A 14,332-nucleotide genomic window follows, 5' to 3' on the forward strand; every position below is an offset into this window, starting at 1 on the left:
GATCTCTTAAGTTGACAAAAGGTTACAAAACCGCAAATGAATTTGCTATGGTAGCCGCTGCAATAATAGGCGTGACAAGCCTAGTTGCACCACGAACACACAACTATAAAACGCTATTTATCTCAGGAAAGTTTATGCAAAACAACAGTATAATTGCACGTTTTGCTCGCGGAAACTTAGTCATTCAAATCCTCATCGGTATTGCCCTTGGTGTGGTTTTGGCACAAGTTTCTCCAAGCAGTGCAAAAAATGTCGGCCTCCTTGGAAGCCTATTTATTGGTTCACTTAAAGCCGTTGCTCCACTCTTAGTTTTTGTTTTGGTTACTGCATCCATCGCAAACCAAAAGAAAAGTGAACATTCGAATATGAAACCCGTCATCATTTTGTATCTATTCGGTACATTTGCAGCGGCTTTGACCGCCGTAGTGATGAGCTTTTTATTCCCAACTGAATTAGCATTTGTTGCAGCACCGAACGGCACCACGCCACCTGAAAGTGTTACTCAAGTTTTGCACACTTTGCTCTTCCAAATCGTTGATAACCCAGTTAGCGCGATTATGAATGCCAACTACATCGGTATCTTAGCGTGGGCAATTGGTTTCGGTATTACTTTGCAACATGCGTCTGAATCGACCAAAACCCTCTTCAGCGACTTGAGCCATGCCGTTTCTCAAATCGTACGTTTTATTATCCGTCTAGCGCCACTGGGCATTTTTGGTTTGGTATCTTCCACGCTCGCTAGTACAGGTTTTGCAGCATTTGCTAGCTATGGTCATTTGATTTTTGTCCTACTGAGTTCAATGGCCGTCATTGCGCTTATCGTTAACCCGCTGATCGTATACAGCCAAACAGGCGAGAACCCTTATCCGCTAGTGTTCCAATGTTTACGTGAAAGTGGAGTTACGGCTTTCTTTACTCGCTCTAGCGCAGCAAATATTCCGGTCAACATGTCACTGTGTGAAAAGCTGGATCTTGATGAAGATACTTACTCAATTTCGATTCCACTCGGTGCAACCATCAACATGGCAGGCGCGGCAATTACCATCACAGTCTTGACGCTCGCTACCGTGCATACTTTGGGTATCCATATCGATATCTTCACTGCGCTATTGCTCAGCATCGTCGCCGCTGTTTCAGCGTGTGGGGCATCTGGTGTAGCGGGTGGTTCACTTCTGCTTATCCCACTAGCTTGTAGTCTGTTTGGTATTTCAAACGACATCGCAATGCAAGTTGTGGGTATCGGCTTTATCATTGGTGTGATTCAAGATTCAGCAGAAACTGGCTTGAACAGCTCAACTGATGTGGTATTTACCGCCGCGGCATGCCGTTCAAAACGCCGTAAGAAAATCGCGGCAGCGTTAGTGAAAAACTAGATCTTCTAAAACTCAGTGCTCTAAAACTAAGTTTTCTGCTAGTCCTAATTAGCCAAAACCCCAGCTTAAGCTGGGGTTTTGTTTTCTCTAACTCTTTAAAACGGTAGCCTTCAATAGTTACCAATAGCGAACACTTGGCGAGTTTCCCACACAAAAAGTTTAAACACTGGGTTTATGAGTCTGAGAAAAGTCTAATTTGTCTTGAGTGCCTTCACTGGTGTCCTGAGCCCCTTGATTGGGATTCGCCTCTTCCTGTAGCGCCTGCGTGTTGCTGTCAATATCCCCTAACGATAATTGAAACTCCCCAGAAGTCGCGTCATCCCCGCTCGCAGTCAGTTGAGGATCAGATGGCACCACCTCCGAGTCTGGGCCTTCAGGTAAAGGGACTGACCGCTTGTACAATCGATTTAGCGCTTTAATGATTGAGTGTTTGCCTACCGCTCGCGCCTCAAGCTTCTTAATTATTGGCTTAACTATAGACTGCAAACCAATAATAACATCCACACCAATTTCACCCGCCACTTGGTCACGCAAGACTTTCGCAGCCTGATTCTCGAAATGCGCTGCCATAAATAACCAAATATAGGCAATAGCGATGCCATTTCCCGGCTGACTCATCCAAGCTTCTCCTGCCAAAAACATCGCTTGGCTGCTGCCTTTTTCCGCCGCGCGTTCTAACCAATATACCCCTTTATCGTGATCAGGAGGCGTCCCAATTCCTTTCAGATAGCAATGCCCCAACTTAACTCGCCCTGTACTGCTGCCAAGCTGCGCAGCTTGACCATACCAATTGAGTGCTTGACGGAAATTCTTGCTCCCATTTTTAGGTGATGAGGCCCAATCACCAAGAAATATGTACGCATCCAAATGCTTTGCTTGTGCCGATTTTTGGATCAACTCGAGTGCCTTGGGGATATTTTGCTCCACACCACGACCATGGAAATAAGCAAGCCCGCTTTGATACATTGAGGGAACGTGGCCTTCCTTAGAGTGAATACGCAACCGCCAAAAACGCGCTTTTTCTTTCACGACTACATCTTGTTGCACACGCTCACTGACTCGTACTACGCCATACATGCCCGTCATATTGTCCTGCTCTGCGACCTTAGTGTACCAATACAAGGCTTCTTTTAGATTCGTGCGCTCAGCTTCTTTCGCGAGGTATAAAATAGTGGGAATATCACCTTGGGAAGCTTTACCTAGGCGCTCTTCCTGCTCTCTTTTCTTACTCTCTTCCAGAGTTTTCCGGTAGGCAATCTCACGTTGCTTTCTCTCATGTTCTTCGCGTTTTTTACGCACAGACAACGACATCATCCATACAAACACCAAGATAAATAACAACCCTGTTACGCCTATCGCGATTCCAAATACACTCATCTGTCACTATTCATTCGTTTTCCCGTCACCGTATTTCGGGGGCTGTTCATTCAACCAATACTCTAAGTTTAGAATAACACTTTAAGTCTAGGAGAATACTTTAAGAGTCGGATAATACTGTGAATATGGCTAAGTAGACTCATTATTGTCGAGTGTATCCACCAAAGGTTTATTCAACAATAATATGTATACGAGCTAAGCTTTAATGAACCAAGATTTAATGAACTAATCTTTAATGAACTAAGCTTTAGCCGACGAGTTAGTTTCTTTGAGATCCACCACTTGCTTATCTGGCGGTGAATGAATTTCACCAAGAAATTTACCACCTTGTTCAATACTCACATCATCGCTATATATCATTCCCGAGGATCGACCTTGGCTCAGTATTTCAACGCTGGCTGCGCTGCACGTACCTTCAAAACACCCGTTGATCAAAACCCGCTCTGCAATGACTTCACCTTTCACCATTCCGGTTTCGCTGATCACTAATGTTTTTTCCGCCTTTATTTGCCCTTCAACACGACCGTCAACTTGAAGATCGCTTTTTAGCTTGAGTTCTCCTTTGACCGAACAACCTTTTGCGATGAGAGTTGTAACTGACTGCTGACTCTCAGCTCGACCCTGTTGACTAAAGATTCCCATCTGATACCTCTCACTTGGTTAAATATGCCTGCAAAATTGTTAACTCCCCAGTCTATAAAGGGTTTGGGATCAAGCGAACGTCCTAAAAACCGGATTTCATAGTGTAAATGAGGGCCTGATGAGAGGCCGCTATTCCCCGAATACGCAATCAAGTCGCCTTTCTTAATAAACTCACCAGCTTTGACGTTAAAGCCTTTCAAATGCGAATAAGAGGTAGAAAAGCCGTAACTATGCTGGATTTTAAGAAAGTTCCCTGAGCCTTTCTTACTTCTACGCGCCACTTCCACCACCGCATCAGCGGGAGAATAAACAGGGGTGCCAGTGTTCACCGCGAAATCTTGCCCACGATGCATTTTCACTTTTCCGTCCACTGGGTGAGTCCGCTTACCATACCCAGAAGAAATACGCGCGTTAATTACTGGAGCCCCATTTGGGATGTGTGCAAGCATCACCATCCTGACCGATGAACTGATAGCGGCGGCATCTAGACGAGACTCTAATACACCGTTGCCTTCGTTAATCCCCAGTACCTTTTCTAAATCACCGAGCCTATCGGAGACCATGCCAATGCGCTCTTCTCTGTCATGTATATCGTTCTCTAGGTTCACTCTCAGCCGCTTGAGGGAATCCAGTTCCTCATTCAACGTCATCGAGTGAGTCTCAAGCTGCTGCTGGCGCTGTTTGGCAGAATCGACTTCACTATTGAGGTAATAAATAACGCACGCGATCACCACCAGCCCCACCAAGATAGAATAACCAAATACCTTGAGAAACTGCCGATACCCTTTGTCTAAATGAATCTGTTTAGTCCCATGAATAGAAGACACAGACACCACGACACTTTCTTTCACTACCCGCTCGATATTAATAATCCTGCTACCCTCAGCCACTGCGCCACCTACAAATCACGCGTTGATTCGTAAGCAAAGTATAGACAATGGCTATAAATAAGGTGAAATAAAGAAATAATAACAATATCTAAAATTAATCTATCTATTCTTGATTAATAATGCTTATAATAAACGCCGCCCATCATGCTGTTATAATTAGACTTTTACCTTCGCCCCTGAATCATCCCCTTGCTTTTTCATTTCTTATAAATGTAATAAGTTCCCTAAATTTGAAATACATTTGTGCAAAGTATGTCTTCTCATTTATATGGAGACTTTTCATTCACAAAATGGAATTCTGTATCCAGCCCAACCCAACATCCTATTAAAAATAGTCAGTTTAAGAGGCGTTACTATGAAAAAATATCTACCTTTGATAATCGCACTAAGTGCTGTATCTGGTGCATCTTATGCAGCGACTTCTAACAGCGAAAATACCGTTAGCTACCTGCAAATGAGACACGGAATTGCTTATCAGGTAAATCAAACAACGCCTTTTACAGGTAAATACGCTGAAAAGTATGACAACGGCCAATTCGCCACCAAAGCTCAGTTTAAAAACGGCGTAGAATACGGCCAAGAAACGAATTGGTTTGTTAATGGTCAAGTCGCGTCTAAGATCCATTACATCAAAGGAAAAATAGACGGTAAGGTTGAAGCTTGGTATCCAAATGGTGCGAAAAAAGCTGAGTTGGTGTACAAAAATGGCAATCTAAATGGCGAGACCACCCGCTGGTATCCAGATGGCGAGAAACGCCTGACCGCGCATTACTTAAATGGTAAAGAAAACGGCTTGTTCACCCACTTCTACCCGAATGGTAAAAAAGCCACCCAAACCACGTATAAAAACGGCATGATCAAAGACGGTAAAGTCACACTGTGGAACCCACGCGGTGAAAAAATAGAGCAACTTACCTTTAAACATCAACAACTTGTTTCTGAGCAATCTTGGTTGCCAAAAGAACTTTCTGATAGCTAAACACCCCCAAAGCTCCATGTTGTTATGGCCTAGATCTCCTAGGCCTTTTTTGTTTTAGCTATAGAGACCTGTTTAGCTATAGACACCAAGGCGACTGAGGAATACAATTCAATCTGTTTTGGGGAGTAGTCGCCTCTAGTTTACTTATCGTCATCTCGTTAGACATCGTTCTATCCGGTAAGTATAAATGTAGAAGCTGTATAACAGCATCGGCATTTCGACGAGACCAACGCAATCAAATGTCCTGAGCAGTAATGCTTCAGGTTAGTTTTGTTTGCGGAGGGGTCGTCAAACACGTATCTGATCCCTCCGCTCTGGAGGAACAATGACTCTATCTACATACCTTGCTTTTGGCCTTCTGACGCTGTTAATGGTCGCGTTGGATATATGGCAAACTCGCAACGGACGCATCACCATCAAAAAAGCAGCAATTTGGAGCCTATTCTGGTTCTTACTCGCTTTTCTATTCGCGGTCAGCATCTATTTTTTCTGGGATATTTATGCGCCAGACAGCCACTACAGTACTCAAAAAGCAACGGTCTCATTCATAACAGGCTACTTGTTAGAGAAGTCGCTCAGCGTCGATAATTTATTTGTCTTTGCCATCATTTTCCACCAGTACATGGTGCCGGAAAAATTACGACCAAGAGCCTTATTATGGGGCGTGATTGGTGCATTGGTGCTCCGCGCGATTATGATTGTGGTCGGTGCCCACCTATTAGCTCAATACCACTGGATCCTATACGTATTTGCGCTGTTCTTGATCTGGACAGGTATTCAGTTAGCCCGTGACAAAGGCGAAGAAGAAATCAATCCACTACCAGAAAAACTACTTCGAAAGTGGACCAATGTGACGCAGGATTTCCGTGGTAACTCTCTGACTGTTGTAGAACAAGGCAAACGCTTTGTTACACCAATGGCGATCGTGATTGGTGTTATTGCATTTATGGATGTGATGTTTGCTCTTGATTCAATCCCAGCGATATTTGCCGTCACGCAGGAACCGTTTCTCGTTCTGGCTGCTAACGTGTTTGCTCTGCTTGGGCTTCGCTCATTGTATTTCGTGTTGCAGGGCATGATGGACAAATTTATTTACCTCAAACCCGCGCTGTCTTTCATTATGATCTTCATCGGCATAAAGATGACATTGGTGGGATCTCCGTGGGAAATTCCTACTCCACTGTCATTAACCGTATTACTGGCTACGATGACAGTTGCAGTTATCGCTTCTATGTATAAACAGAGAAAACTAGCGTCAGCGATAGAAATCAGTGTCGATAAATAGACACTCTTTTAAGGCATTGGAACTCATTAATTAAGTGAATTAAAACCCACGTAAAAACCCACCTGTTTCACAGGTGGGTTTGATACTACCCCCGCCCTTCGAAATAAAAGGTCGCTTTAGCCGCCTGCTACTCTCCTAGCAAGAGTTTTCGCCTGCGGCCTACGCTAATTAACTTGCAGAGCACAGGAACCAAAAGCATGAATATTGAAGCAACGATGACCAATATTAAATAGGGCCAAGCGCCGTGAGTTGGTAAGCCCCATGTCATCGACGACAAATAGCTACCAGCTGCTCCCGCGCTAGCCATAGCAAACTGCTGTAACGCCCCCTGAATACCGATCAACTCAGATCGTTGTTCGATATCTAATAGGCATAAAATGTCGGTATTGATAATCAATGTCCGGCTCGCACTGGCCACCAAAAAGACGCAAAACATACTCATACCTATCCCGTCGTTGGAAGTTAATAAGCCTATGGTGGTAACAAGCGCCATACAAAGAGACAAAACTAAGATGGTTTTCAATTCTACCCCCTCGCCTGATCGCATTGTATGTCGCTTCAAAGTATAAAAGCATCCCAGCCCACCCAAGATATAACTCAGACTCAGCGCCAAATTTGGAATATCCAGTTCAGCGATCAAGCGTATTGGGAACTGAGTAGAAACAAGAAAGGTACTAAATACCGCGAGAAACACCGCCAAAACACAAAAGATGAATGTCTTGGTATATCGTACCTGTGGGCCGTTATCGGACAATTTATTGGCGTTACTCAGAGCTGAGGGTGTCACATTTTTAGCCTTGTACCCAAGCAAAATCAGTAAGGCTAACATCGCTAGAGCCATCACCTCAAACACCCTTTGCCAACCCCAATGAGAGGCAATAAAGAGACAAGGAGGCACCGCCATTGACAGAGTGAGTGGAAAAACCGACAGTAATGCGCCAATATTCGCCTTTCGATCTTCATCTGAACTCAGCGCCAACAATCGATTAAAATTCATCACTGCAAGCGCCCCTGCACATACACCTGCCAACGCCCTGAAAACAAGTAATATAATAAATTGGTTAGTCATCGTTAATGCGTAGGTAGATACCATTAAGCCCACAAATCCAATTTTCAATTCAATGGCACGATAGCGCACTTTTCTTCTCAACAAGAAACCCACCAAAGCGGCAGTCAAGGCATAGCTCGCCGTGAAATACCCTGCTTGGTTGGGTAAAACGTTGCAAGATCTAGCCATATCAGTCCCTAGTGGGATCACGATTATCGAATCCAATGCAATAAAGAAATGCACCAATAGACACAAACGAATTTGCTGTGTGCGGTTAGTCATGCTTGATAAAAATCGTTTATTCTTCACTTTGTTCATCCAAACCTGTTTTTCTCAAAGAAAAAACATCTTATTGATAACAAACAATGAGATAAACTAGTCAGGAATGGATACATAAACCCATAGAATGGGATAATTAGATGAAAGATCTTATCGACCACCGCTGGCTAGCCAGCTTCCAGAGCGTTTATCAACACAATGGTTTTGCCGCTGCCGCACAGAAACTTTTGCTACCAAGCTCTAATGTCAGTCGGCACGTAAGCTTGCTAGAGCAACATTTGGGAGTGCGACTATTTGAAAGAAGCACCCGACGAGTGGTGCCAACAGAAGCCGGAATCACACTTTATCAACGTATAGCCCCCATTACAGAGGCATTAGAGGAAGTCATTGAAGACATTAGCGGAGACGCTCAGTCCATTAGTGGCCCATTGAGAATACTGCTGCCTGACTTATCTATTTTCGCCAAGGTGGTCACCGAATTCGCTATCCAATATCCCGACGTGTGCCTAATCTGCGAAACCAGCCTAAACCCTCAAGAAAGTTTGCAAGATGGCTACGATCTTATTCTTAGCTTTAATCGCGGCTATTTGGCCGATAAAAACTGGATCGCAAAGAAAATCATGGCATGGGAAAGCATCGTGGCCGCCAGCCCGAGTTTCATCGATAAATATGGCTGCCCAACGGAGCTAAAAAATCTAAAAGACTTCCCTTGCATCACCACCGCCACGGCACTCAATGGTTCGCCTTGGGTATTTCAAGGTACAGGCGAACGCTCTGCACCTATCACCGTTAAAGTAGAATCTAAATTCAGAATCAACAGCGGCACGATGGCCTATTCCGCAGTATTAGCAGGTATCGGGCTGGCGATTTTAACGAAAGAAAGCTGCCAGCAAGCCTTAACTAAGGGCAACTTAGTAGACATTAAGCTTAATGCCAAACCGCTCGATCTTGAGCTGCACGCTTACTATTCATCGCGAACTTTATTACCGAGAAAAGTGCGAGCATTTTTAGATAACCTAACTCAACAGATTGACGCCGAAGAATGCTAAATACGACATCGCATGCGAGAACATCGTTTCCTTTCATACTGTTACCAAAGTATTTGTGACAGAAAACGCCATAAGGACATTGAGCCTTGCTAGCGTAAACCTATACCCTAGAGCCGGGTCGTAATACACACCCATTGATGCAGTATATTGTTACTTTTAACAAACTTATAAGGAGTTTATCTAGTGTTTCCTGAATACTTCGCAGGGATAGCAACTGTCACGGCAATTGCCATGGTGATGGTGATCAGCCCAGGGCAAGACTTCGCTATGATTAGTCGAAATTCGCTTCTTTATTCACGAAAAGCGGGATTAATGGGCGCTTTAGGAATCAGTGCCGCTGTATGGTTACATGTGACTTATTCACTCGCTGGTATCGCCTTTATTATCCTCCATACCCCTGTGCTCTATGGTGCAATTAAATACACAGGTGCTGCATATTTGGCGTATTTAGGTATAAAAGCCTTATTTAGCAAGAAAGAAGGCTCCAACAGTACAGAAATCAAAGAGAAGAGTGAGGCTATTTCTAACTTTACTGCATTCCGTGCTGGATTTATCTCAAATGCTCTAAACCCGAAGACAACACTGTTCTTCCTCAGTATTTTTACGCAAGTCGTTACCGTGGATACACCCTTATCAATTCAAGTTCTCTACGGTGTTATCATTAGCATTGCGCATCTAATTTGGTTCAGCCTCGTTGCATACTTACTATCGACAAAAGCAGTATTACGAAAAGTAGACAAAGTGAAAGTCTGGGTCGAAAGAGTAATGGGTACCATGCTGTGTCTACTCGCCAGCAAAATTGCCTTAACCTAATTACTCCGCCTTATCTGAGCATCTCCTTATGTAGGTTGAGGGGATGCTATTTCACTTTCGCTAATCACTAATCACTAATCAATTAATACTTAAGCCCGCGTCGACAATAAAATCCTGCCCTGTGCAACCGCTTGATTCGTCGGAGGCGAGAAACAATGCCATATTCGCGCAGTGCTGCCCATCAAGACGCACTTTAAGTGCTTGCTGATCGAGAAAACGTTGCTCGGCTTCTGGATCGAGCTGTTGCCACATGGCCTGTTGTTTATCGGTTTTAATTGCTCCGGGAACCAAAGAGTTGATCCTGATACCCTGCTCGCCTAATTCATGTGCTAATGCACGCGTTAAACCATGAATCGCAGCTTTGGATATCGAATAGCCAACTCGCCCCGGTTTACCCCGCCGCCAAATAATGGAGCCGAGATTGATGATCACCCCTTGCCCTTTTTTCGCCATGCTTGCAGAGACACTTTGAATCGCGAACACATGATGGCGCAGATTGACATTGATACACTCATCAAACGTACTTTCCGTCAATCCAGAAAACGAGTGATGCTGGTCATCTCCTGCATTATTGATCAATACGTCCACCCCATCATGCTCTGCGTTCACCTGAGTAAAGACTTCTTGTAAGCGAACAATGTCAGTTACGTCACAATGATAAAACTGACCTCCTAATGAGCTGGCCAATACGCGCCCCTTGTCAATGGCAATATCCAAGATCACCACCTTTGCTTGTTGGGTCGCAAACGCTCGCGCAATATCAGCGCCGATGCCGTCAGCGCCACCGGAGATGACAACTACCTTGTCGCATAAACTTGGATAACACGCCGTGTTATTGTCTTCTCTCTCTTTTTTTACTTTCAAATCAACCTCGATCGATAACGTGTCAATAAACTGCAAATAACTGATATTTATTTGCTATTACATATTCTATTTAATTACAAAAATATCATTGAACTAACTTGAGTAGACACTTACATTGACGCCCGTCGCCAGCACGCGACTGCGTCTCCCCCTCGCTGTACACTGTGCGGAGACCGACCATATTTCTATGAGCAACGTCAGAAATAATAAAAATAAAAAACTAAGCTAGGTCTTAAAGGCCAAATAGCGCACTTCCCCAAGCAGCCTGAGAGGAATTTTCAGGCTGCGTGGGCATTCATTTGCATCATCGCTACCAAACTTCCGTGTAACAGAATCCTCTCATTCACCTTATTAATCAGTTTTTCCAAAAACATCTTAATGGCTATAAAATTGAGCGCCTAAATAAAAGCAAAACATTACATTGACCCATTACTGCTGTTAAAAATACGTTATCAGTGTTAGTATTTTTGCCCTTCTCAAACTGACTAATAACATTATGTCTGGATAACGACGCGAAGGATGCCTTTAAGATAGAACAAAGTTCCATCACTATCCCTACAGCCCAATTTCGAACAACGACCAGTAGAGCTTTAAATAGGCCATAAAAATATCATGGCGTTGTCGTAATAAAAGACAAATACATGACGAACTCCCACTGCTTAAACACAGCCACCTTAACATGGCGTGACGCATAGGAGATTCGATACAGGAGATTCAATGTCTACTTTCTACATCGTGTTAGCGATTTACTTTATAATCATTTTTGCCATTGGCATATTTGCTGCCCGAGCAACCAAAGACAATTCCGACTACGTTCTAGGCGGACGCAGCCTTAGCCCTGCGATCACTGCCCTAGGCGCAGGCGCGTCTGATATGAGTGGTTGGCTATTACTTGGCCTTCCCGGTGCCGTGTTTGTTTCAGGTTTAGATCAGCTTTGGCTACCAATTGGCCTTACTGTTGGTGCCTACGTAAACTGGCGTTTTGTGGCGAAAAAACTACGAATCTACACCGAGAATGTCGGTGACGCTCTGACCATCCCATCTTACTTTGATGCCCGTTTTGGTAATGGAAACCGCGTTCTTCGCCTAATGACAGCTGTCGTGATCCTGATTTTCTTCACACTTTATGCCGCAGCTGGCTTTGTTAGTGGTGCATACTTATTCCAAGCACTTTTCCACATTCCATATCACACAGCCGTTTGGTTTGGCGCCGTGTTCTTAGTCGCCTACACTGCGATTGGTGGATTTTTAGCCGTTAACTGGGTCGATTTCTTCCAAGGCTCATTAATGTTCTTTGCCTTGCTTATCACACCATTTGCAACTTGGTATCACTTAGATCACTCACAAGCACTCAGCTTACAGCTGCCAGCACATTACTTCTCAACAATTGGTGTCCATACCAGTATGCTAGGTGTTGTTTCATTGTTGGCTTGGGGTCTTGGCTACTTTGGCCAGCCGCACATTCTGGTACGTTTCATGGCGATCCGTAACGTAGAAGGCATGTCTGTTGCTCGTCGTATCTGTATGGGCTGGATGGTTGTGTCGCTGATGGGCGCATTTGCCGTTGGTATCACTGGCGCACTTTACTACTCCTCACACGCTCATAGCTTTGACAATGAGATGGTGTTCTTAGAGCTAGCGAAAGGCCTATTCCCTACATGGATTGCTGCGATCTTGTTCTCGGCTGTGTTGTCTGCCGTCATGAGTACTATTGCCGCACAGTTGCTTGCTTCTTCCAGCGCACTAACAGAAGATATCGCGCACTTCTTCAATATCAACCTTGCTGAGAAATCTAAAGTTTGGTTTGGCCGTGCCGCTGTTGTTGCCGTTTCTTTGGTCGCGATGATTTTTGCTAATAACCCGCAAAGCAGCATTCTTTCGATTGTTAGCCACGCTTGGGCAGGGATGGGCGCGGCATTTGGCCCGGTTATCTTGTTCTCGCTATTCTGGCGTCGCTGCACTGCTAACGGTGCAGTCGCGGGTATGGTGGTCGGTGCTATCGTGGTACTGGGTTGGATTTGGGGGCACGGCCAATGGCCTCACTCAGACGTATTCAATCTATATGAAATCATCCCAGGCTTCACCTTAGCCTGTATCGCTTTAGTTACGGTTAGCTTGATGGGTGCACAGCCTAGTAAGCAAGTGCTTAAAGAGTTTGATGACGTTACTCACCAATGTGGTGAACTAACCACTCAACAGCAATAATTACTCGCTCATTCATCCAAAAAGCAAGGCTACTGTAGCCTTGCTTTTTTGTGCCTACAATACTTACAGCACTTTTCCCATTCCTTCCATGCGTGGGGTAACATTGCTATAACCAAACTGTTCGTAGAACAATGGCTCATTAGCAATCAAAGATATATAGCTGCCTTTATCGCCATTCACTTCCAGAAAGTGTTCTATCGATTTCATTACCATCCGACCTAGCCCCATTCCTTGATATTCAGCCGAGACGGCAATATCTGTTATTTGATAGAAGCAGCCACCGTCACCAATAACTCGACCCATCGCAATCAGTTCACCTCGCCGACGAATCGTCACAGCATAGAGAGAATTAGGTAGACCTTTTTCAGCCGCTTGTTGGGTTTTTGGGCTTAATCCAGCGCGAATGCGTAGCGCCACATACTCGCTTGCCAGTGGTAATGTGTGTTTGATTTCAATATCCATGCTCAATATCTCCGTTATTAATCTGCAATAGCTGTCTTTATTCGGTATGGTATTTACGCACACACCACGCTAGACACACCAACAACCTTTTCATAGAGAACTACAAGACCAGTTTATGGACAAACGTCTACGCCACCTTGCCGCTCTGCGCTACTTTGAATCAGCCGCGAGACACAAAAGCTACAGTAAGGCCGCTGATGAACTTTGTGTGAGCCAAGCGGCAGTAAGCCAAAAATTAAGACAACTCGAAACAAGCCTCGGCTGCCAACTATTTTCCCGCCAAGGACGACAAATGCTACCTACGCAACTAGGCGCTAAATTGCATCATCAAGTCGGACAAGGGTTTGAAAATATCATCCGCGGCTTAGACGAGGTTCAACCAGCTAAAACTACCATGTTAACCGTCAATACCACGCCCTCTTTTGCCACACGCTGGTTAATGCCCAGACTGTGGAAATTCAGCGTGGCTCACCCAACGATTCCTATTCGAATCGACTCCAGTTATGAGCGACTTACGAGTCTCCCCACTAACGCTGATATCGCATTGGGAGAAATTTCCCCAAATGATATCGATGACCGGCAATACTGTTACGAGCTGTTGTTTGAAGAGCAGATTTACCCTGTGTGTTCGCCGAGACTCCTCCAACACACCAAGATTGATGAGCCCAAAGACTTGCTCAATTGCTGGCTGGTTGCCGACACTGATAAGCATCATTTCTCTTGGCAGCAATGGTTCGAAAAAGCAGGCGTCTGCGTCGATTCATTGCACCCTCAATGGCTAGAAGTCGCAACGCTAGATTTGGGGATTAACGCGGTGGTTGCCGGACACGGGGTTTGCCCAGCAACCGATAGCCTTGCGGGAGACTTTATTCAAAGAGGCTTATTGGTAAAACCTTTTGATATCACCCTCACCTCTGGCATTCAGCAAGCGGCCATTTACCGTAAGAACGCCTACCACACCCAAAGCATTCAGGCATTTATCCACTGGTTGAAAGAAGAGTCGGACGTAAAGAGTCGTATGTAGATAGGTGTGTATAGAGGTAGAAATATGAGGGCAAAAAAAATC

General features: G+C 44.7%; 13 protein-coding genes. 7 read left to right on the plus strand and 6 right to left on the minus strand.

Features of this window, described 5'->3' with window-relative positions:
* Nucleotides 1-134 precede the first annotated feature (134 nt).
* Nucleotides 135-1,373, plus strand: coding sequence for a serine/threonine transporter SstT (gene sstT / locus L4C34_RS12210; protein WP_428789616.1), 1,239 nt, complete (start codon nt 135-137; stop codon nt 1,371-1,373).
* Between the two features lie 159 nt (nt 1,374-1,532).
* Here sstT and L4C34_RS12215 read toward each other — a convergent pair whose 3' ends face one another.
* The 3 genes from L4C34_RS12215 to L4C34_RS12225 all read right to left on the minus strand — a co-directional run bounded on the left by L4C34_RS12215 (nt 1,533) and on the right by L4C34_RS12225 (nt 4,243).
* The gene (locus L4C34_RS12215) at nt 1,533-2,750 is read right to left on the minus strand and encodes a tetratricopeptide repeat protein (RefSeq protein WP_428789617.1); all 1,218 of its coding nucleotides are present in this window, start codon (nt 2,748-2,750) and stop codon (nt 1,533-1,535) included.
* A 240-nt stretch (nt 2,751-2,990) separates the two neighbouring features.
* Nucleotides 2,991-3,335, minus strand: coding sequence for a bactofilin family protein (locus L4C34_RS12220; protein ID WP_428789698.1), 345 nt, complete (start codon nt 3,333-3,335; stop codon nt 2,991-2,993).
* Complete coding sequence (locus tag L4C34_RS12225; RefSeq protein WP_428789699.1) at nt 3,296-4,243, minus strand: peptidoglycan DD-metalloendopeptidase family protein; 948 nt, start codon at nt 4,241-4,243, stop codon at nt 3,296-3,298. The genes L4C34_RS12220 and L4C34_RS12225 overlap by 40 nt, the downstream gene beginning before the upstream one ends.
* 394 nt (nt 4,244-4,637) lie before the next feature.
* Between L4C34_RS12225 and L4C34_RS12230 the strand changes: the two genes are divergently transcribed.
* Together L4C34_RS12230 and L4C34_RS12235 are read left to right on the plus strand one after the other, a co-directional pair.
* A complete protein-coding gene (locus tag L4C34_RS12230; RefSeq protein WP_428789618.1) occupies nt 4,638-5,261 on the plus strand; it encodes a toxin-antitoxin system YwqK family antitoxin in 624 nt (207 codons plus the stop codon).
* Between the two features lie 325 nt (nt 5,262-5,586).
* Nucleotides 5,587-6,546, plus strand: coding sequence for a TerC/Alx family metal homeostasis membrane protein (locus L4C34_RS12235; RefSeq protein ID WP_428789619.1), 960 nt, complete (start codon nt 5,587-5,589; stop codon nt 6,544-6,546).
* Between the two features lie 127 nt (nt 6,547-6,673).
* On the opposite strand, the gene L4C34_RS12240 is transcribed toward L4C34_RS12235, so the two are convergent.
* Nucleotides 6,674-7,903, minus strand: coding sequence for an MFS transporter (locus tag L4C34_RS12240; RefSeq protein WP_428789620.1), 1,230 nt, complete (start codon nt 7,901-7,903; stop codon nt 6,674-6,676).
* A gap of 110 nt (nt 7,904-8,013) precedes the next feature.
* On the opposite strand from L4C34_RS12240, the gene L4C34_RS12245 reads away from it, so the two are divergent.
* Nucleotides 8,014-8,922, plus strand: a complete 909-nt coding sequence (locus tag L4C34_RS12245) for a LysR family transcriptional regulator (RefSeq protein ID WP_428789621.1) — start codon at nt 8,014-8,016, stop codon at nt 8,920-8,922.
* A gap of 183 nt (nt 8,923-9,105) precedes the next feature.
* Complete coding sequence (locus L4C34_RS12250) at nt 9,106-9,735, plus strand: LysE family translocator (protein WP_428789622.1); 630 nt, start codon at nt 9,106-9,108, stop codon at nt 9,733-9,735.
* A gap of 78 nt (nt 9,736-9,813) precedes the next feature.
* Here the strand turns inward: L4C34_RS12250 and L4C34_RS12255 are convergent, their stop codons facing one another.
* Nucleotides 9,814-10,599 (minus strand): SDR family NAD(P)-dependent oxidoreductase, encoded by a 786-nt coding sequence (locus L4C34_RS12255; protein WP_428789623.1) that lies wholly within the window; start codon nt 10,597-10,599, stop codon nt 9,814-9,816.
* Between the two features lie 717 nt (nt 10,600-11,316).
* On the opposite strand from L4C34_RS12255, the gene putP reads away from it, so the two are divergent.
* Nucleotides 11,317-12,804, plus strand: coding sequence for a sodium/proline symporter PutP (putP, locus tag L4C34_RS12260; RefSeq protein ID WP_428789624.1), 1,488 nt, complete (start codon nt 11,317-11,319; stop codon nt 12,802-12,804).
* A 63-nt stretch (nt 12,805-12,867) separates the two neighbouring features.
* On the opposite strand, the gene L4C34_RS12265 is transcribed toward putP, so the two are convergent.
* A complete protein-coding gene (locus L4C34_RS12265) occupies nt 12,868-13,266 on the minus strand; it encodes a GNAT family N-acetyltransferase (RefSeq protein WP_428789625.1) in 399 nt (132 codons plus the stop codon).
* A gap of 115 nt (nt 13,267-13,381) precedes the next feature.
* On the opposite strand from L4C34_RS12265, the gene L4C34_RS12270 reads away from it, so the two are divergent.
* Complete coding sequence (locus tag L4C34_RS12270; protein WP_428789626.1) at nt 13,382-14,290, plus strand: LysR substrate-binding domain-containing protein; 909 nt, start codon at nt 13,382-13,384, stop codon at nt 14,288-14,290.
* Nucleotides 14,291-14,332 lie beyond the last annotated feature (42 nt).

Origin of the sequence: Vibrio profundum (genome assembly GCF_050337555.1) — a bacterium.
Lineage (GTDB): Bacteria > Pseudomonadota > Gammaproteobacteria > Enterobacterales > Vibrionaceae > Vibrio > Vibrio profundum.